At 55.9% G+C, this 4,896-nt stretch carries 5 protein-coding genes; 3 read left to right on the top strand and 2 right to left on the bottom strand.

Features of this window, described 5'->3' with window-relative positions; all coding sequences use genetic code 11:
- Positions 1-54 precede the first annotated feature (54 nt).
- A complete protein-coding gene (locus tag ACRESD_RS02620) occupies positions 55-582 on the bottom strand; it encodes an outer membrane protein assembly factor BamE (RefSeq protein ID WP_431749498.1) in 528 nt (175 codons plus the stop codon).
- Positions 583-680: 98 nt separating this feature from the next.
- On the opposite strand from ACRESD_RS02620, the gene fur reads away from it, so the two are divergent.
- Positions 681-1,085, top strand: coding sequence for a ferric iron uptake transcriptional regulator (gene fur, locus ACRESD_RS02615; protein ID WP_003194220.1), 405 nt, complete (start codon positions 681-683; stop codon positions 1,083-1,085).
- 86 nt (positions 1,086-1,171) lie between these two features.
- On the opposite strand, the gene recN is transcribed toward fur, so the two are convergent.
- A complete protein-coding gene (recN, locus tag ACRESD_RS02610; protein ID WP_431749497.1) occupies positions 1,172-2,845 on the bottom strand; it encodes a DNA repair protein RecN in 1,674 nt (557 codons plus the stop codon).
- 254 nt (positions 2,846-3,099) lie between these two features.
- Here recN and grpE point away from each other — a divergent pair, with 254 nt between their 5' ends.
- Both grpE and dnaK read left to right on the top strand, forming a co-directional pair.
- On the top strand, positions 3,100-3,660 hold the full coding sequence (grpE, locus tag ACRESD_RS02605) for a nucleotide exchange factor GrpE (protein WP_431749496.1): 561 nt from the start codon (positions 3,100-3,102) through the stop codon (positions 3,658-3,660).
- 102 nt (positions 3,661-3,762) lie between these two features.
- Positions 3,763-4,896 (top strand): molecular chaperone DnaK (gene dnaK, locus ACRESD_RS02600; protein ID WP_431749495.1); only part of this gene is annotated, 1,134 nt, incomplete at its 3' end.

The following is a 4,896-nucleotide window of genomic DNA, read 5'->3' as shown; positions in this document are numbered from 1 at the left end:
ATGACACACAACAAAAAGCCCGGCATGCCGGGCTTTTTGTTGAGCGCCGCAAAGTTACTGCGGGCTGGCGTCCAGAGGTTCTGGTGTCGGGACGGGGACGGTCTTCACGCCGTCGACGTCCTTCTGGATCTGATCCAGCAAGGAGCCTGGCTTGGCCGGTGCTTCGGGCTTCGGTTTCTCGGCTTCCTGCGCGGGTGCGGTCACGTTCGTGCCATTGTCCTTGCCGAGCAGGGCGTCATCGCGGCTCACGCCGGGCATGAAGTCACCCGACAGGCTGACAAGCTGATCATTGCCATTAAAAATGACACTGACGCGCTCCTGCTGGCGTTCACCGCCACCTGGCTGGATGCTGTAGAGATAATCCCAGCGATCGGCATGGAAAGTGTCGGTCAGCAGAGGATTGCCCATAATAAACCGTACTTGCCGTCGGGTCATTCCCGGGCGTAACTGGTCTATCATGTCCTGCGTGACGACATTGCCCTGCTGGATGTCGATTTTGTAAACCCCGGGGAATGAACAACCGGCGAGTGCGAGCAGTCCCACAAAGGTGAAACTGGTTAGCAAGAGCTTGGTGTTTTGCATCGGTGGGCGACTTCCACTATCTTGGCTGGGACAACGTAAACGCCGATCATACCCGTATTAAGAGAAGCTGCGAAGCAGCATCCGCGAGAAAGCTAACCATGGTTGAAAATAGCGAACTACGCAAAGCCGGTCTCAAAGTGACTCTGCCACGAGTCAAGATTCTACAAATGCTCGATTCTGCTGAGCAGCGTCACATGAGTGCCGAAGATGTTTACAAGGCGCTGATGGAGTCTAATGAGGACGTCGGCCTGGCCACGGTTTACCGTGTACTGACCCAGTTTGAAGCCGCAGGGCTGGTGGTTCGTCATAATTTCGACGGCGGTCATGCAGTGTTCGAATTGGCTGACGGTGGTCATCACGATCACATGGTTGACCTGGATACCAATGAGGTTATCGAGTTCACCAGCCCGGAAATCGAAGCGCTGCAGCACAAGATTGCTGAGGAGCATGGCTTCGATTTGGTCGACCACAATCTGGTGCTGTACATCCGTAAGAAAAAGTAAAAAATCGACGCAGATCTGCTTTGCGAAACGATTGAAGGCGACCCTAGGGTCGCCTTCGTGCTTTCTATAAAGAAGAAAGTGCCAGCTTAAGCCTTGGCTGCCACAACCATTTTCTTCGCGTGAGCCAGCGACTCCTTGGTGAGGTCTATGCCGCCAAGCATTCGCGCCACTTCTTCTACGCGTTCCGATTTGTTCAGTTTGGACACTGCCGTGTGGGTCGCGTCGCTGCCGCGTACCTTATGCACAAATAAATGTTGGTGCCCTTGGGCGGCCACCTGTGGCAAGTGCGTGACCGTAAGGACCTGGCCACGATCACCCAGTCGTCGCAACAGCTGGCCAACAATCTCCGCTGTCGGGCCGCCGATCCCAACGTCCACTTCGTCGAACACCAGGGTGGGGACACGTGAGGTCTGGGCGGTTATCACCTGTATGGCCAGGCTGATCCGCGACAGCTCGCCGCCAGATGCCACTTTGGCCAGCGCCTTGAGTGGTTGCCCAGGGTTGGCGCTGACCAGTAGCTCCACCTGTTCTAAGCCATGGGGTTGCAGTTCATTGCTGGCGTTGGTGCGCAATTCAATGGTGAATCGGCCCCCTGGCATGCCCAGGCGTTGGATTTCCTGCTCCACCGCGCCCGCCAGTCCAGTGGCAGCTTGGTGGCGCAGGTCGCTCAGTTCGCGCGCTTTCTCCTGGTAATGACGAGCAAACGAAGCGAGTTCTTCGCCCAGTCGTTCGATGGATTCGTCATTCGCGTTCAGGGTTTCGATTTCATCCAGCAATTTCTGCTGCATCGTCGCCACTTCAGTGGGTTGGATTCGGTGCTTGCGTGCCAAGGTATAAATGGTGTCCAGGCGTTCCTCTATTTCCTGGAGGCGCGCAGGGTCGGCATCGAAGTGATCCAGGAAGCGATTCAGTTCGCCCACCGCTTCCTCAACCTGAATCTGTGCGCTGGTCAACAGGGTGGTGGCTTCGCTCAATGCGCCGGATGCGCTGTTTACGCTGGACAGTCGATTGAGGCTGGCCGTCAGGGCATTAAGCACATTGTCGGAATCGCTCTCGCTGCATTGCTCCACCACCTGGCGGCAAATGCCCAATAGGGTTTCGGCATTGGTGAGGTTCTTATGTTCCTGTTCCAGCTGTTCCAGCTCGGTTTCGCCCAGGCCCAGGCTTTCCAGTTCTTCAAGTTGATAGCTGAGTAGTTGGTGGCGTGCACGTTGTTCGTCGCCGGAGTTGGATAGCCGCTCCAGCTCCTGTCGAGTCTGGCGCCAGCGCTGGGCCGCAAGCTGCACCTGGCGGGCCAGGTCGGTAGCTCCGGCGTATTCGTCCAGCAAGCGACGGTGAGTGTCGGTTTTTAACAGGGACTGGTGTTCATGCTGGCTGTGGATGTCGATCAGGAGTTCGCCCAGGGCTTTCAAGTCACCGAGGGGGCAGGGGGTGCCATTGATATAGCCGCGAGAGCGTCCTTCTGCGGTGATGACTCGGCGCAAGATGCACGGGCCATCATTGTCGAGGTCTCGTTCGGCCAGCCAGGCCTCGGCTTCGGGAATGTCCGCCAAGTCAAAGGTGGCCAGGATGTCGGCCTTGTCCGCGCCGGGGCGAACCACGCCGCTGTCAGCGCGATCGCCCAGGGTCAGGCCCAGGGCGTCGAGCATGATCGATTTGCCGGCGCCGGTTTCGCCTGTGATTACGCTCATTCCACGATCCAGCTCGAGATCAAGGTGTTCAACAATGGCGTAGTTATGTACGGACAGGTGCACCAGCATGACGGCAGCTCCCAGGCTTTAGGTCTGGTTATTTATACAGTGTTTTGTTTGAGTCTGACAATCCTGATACTTAGCTCGATTTGCTTGAATGGGTGAATTTTTAAGCGCAGTGCGGAATGAGCGCGCAGGAATTGATCCAGAGCAAGCGAAAGACTTTTGGTAACGCCTGCGCCCTTGAACCAGGAAATTGTGGCCCCATATACCGGAACAGAAGCGCGAGTTGAGTTCGCGCATGATTTTGAAAGGAGAAATCTATGGCTGACGAACAGACGCAGGATACGCAAACTCCAGACGCCAATTCGGCTGTCGGCGATGAGCTGGCAACCCGTGTGCAAGTGCTCGAAGAGCAATTGGCCGCTGCGCAGGACCAGTCTTTGCGTGTTGCCGCCGATCTGCAGAACGTCCGCCGCCGTGCCGAGCAGGATGTAGAAAAGGCTCACAAATTCGCGCTGGAAAAATTCGCCAACGACCTGCTGCCGATTATCGACAGTCTGGAGCGCGGCCTTGAGTTGTCCAACCCGGACGACGAAAACATACGTCCGATGCGCGAAGGGATCGAGCTGACCCTGAAAATGTTCCAGGACACCCTGAAGCGTTATCAGTTGGAAGCCATCGATCCGCAAGGCGGTGAGCCGTTCAATGCTGAGCATCACCAGGCTATGGCCATGCAGGAAAGTCATGACCTGGAGCCGAACAGCGTATTGAAAGTGTTCCAGAAGGGTTATGTGCTCAACGGTCGTTTGTTGCGCCCGGCAATGGTGGTGGTGAGCAAGGCTCCTGCACCCGTTGCACCTTCTATTGATGAGCAGGCTTGAAATCAGTCGTAACGGCCCCATCTATAAGTCAAGCGTTTAAGTGCTACCGCAGTTAGCCACCACTGCTGCGGCAACCAAATTAAAGTTTCGGGAGAGTAAATCATGGGCAAAATTATCGGTATCGACCTGGGGACCACCAACTCCTGCGTCTCCGTGCTGGAAAACGGCGTTGCTAAAGTTATCGAAAACGCCGAAGGCGCGCGTACCACGCCGTCGATCATTGCTTACGCCAACGACGGTGAAATCCTTGTTGGTCAGTCGGCCAAGCGTCAGGCTGTGACCAACCCGCATAACACGCTGTACGCGGTAAAGCGTCTGATCGGTCGTAAGTTCGACGAAGAAGTCGTACAGAAAGACATCAAGATGGTGCCTTACAAAATCGCCAAGGCTGACAACGGTGACGCCTGGGTTGAAGTAAACGGCCAGAAAATGTCGCCGCCGCAAATCTCGGCTGAAATCTTGAAAAAGATGAAGAAAACTGCCGAAGACTACCTCGGTGAAGCAGTGACTGAAGCGGTGATCACCGTTCCAGCCTACTTCAACGACAGCCAGCGTCAGGCAACCAAAGACGCTGGCCGCATTGCGGGCCTGGACGTAAAACGTATCATCAACGAGCCAACCGCGGCCGCTCTGGCGTACGGCATGGACAAGGCCAAGGGCGACCACACTGTGATCGTTTATGACCTGGGTGGCGGTACTTTCGACGTCTCCGTGATCGAGATCGCTGAAGTTGACGGCGAGCACCAGTTCGAAGTGTTGGCCACCAACGGTGACACCTTCCTGGGTGGTGAAGACTTCGATATTCGCCTGATCGACTACCTCGTTGACGAATTCAAGAAAGAAAGCGGCATGAACCTTAAAGGTGACCCGCTGGCGATGCAGCGCCTGAAAGAAGCTGCTGAAAAAGCCAAGATCGAGCTGTCTTCCGCTCAGTCGACCGATGTGAACCTGCCGTACATCACTGCAGACGCTACCGGTCCTAAGCACTTGAACGTGAAGATCTCGCGCGCCAAGCTGGAAGCGCTGGTTGAAGACCTGGTTCAACGTACCATCGAACCTTGCCGCATCGCGCTGAAAGACTCCGGTATCGATGTTGGTTCGATCAACGACGTGATCCTGGTGGGCGGTCAGACCCGTATGCCACTGGTTCAGAAGTTGGTGACCGAGTTCTTCGGTAAAGAAGCACGTAAAGACGTGAACCCGGACGAAGCGGTTGCCATGGGTGCTGCTATCCAA

It is taken from the genome of Pseudomonas sp., assembly GCF_050739995.1.
Taxonomy (GTDB): Bacteria; Pseudomonadota; Gammaproteobacteria; order Pseudomonadales; family Pseudomonadaceae; genus Aquipseudomonas.
This window is presented reverse-complemented; position numbering and strand designations above follow the sequence as displayed.

Coding starts and splice junctions, on each gene's coding strand:
- recN (WP_431749497.1), bottom strand. CDS start 2,845: ATGCTGGTGCACCTGTCCGTACATAACTACGCCATTGTTGAACACCTT.
- grpE (WP_431749496.1), top strand. CDS start 3,100: ATGGCTGACGAACAGACGCAGGATACGCAAACTCCAGACGCCAATTCG.
- ACRESD_RS02620 (WP_431749498.1), bottom strand. CDS start 582: ATGCAAAACACCAAGCTCTTGCTAACCAGTTTCACCTTTGTGGGACTG.
- fur (WP_003194220.1), top strand. CDS start 681: ATGGTTGAAAATAGCGAACTACGCAAAGCCGGTCTCAAAGTGACTCTG.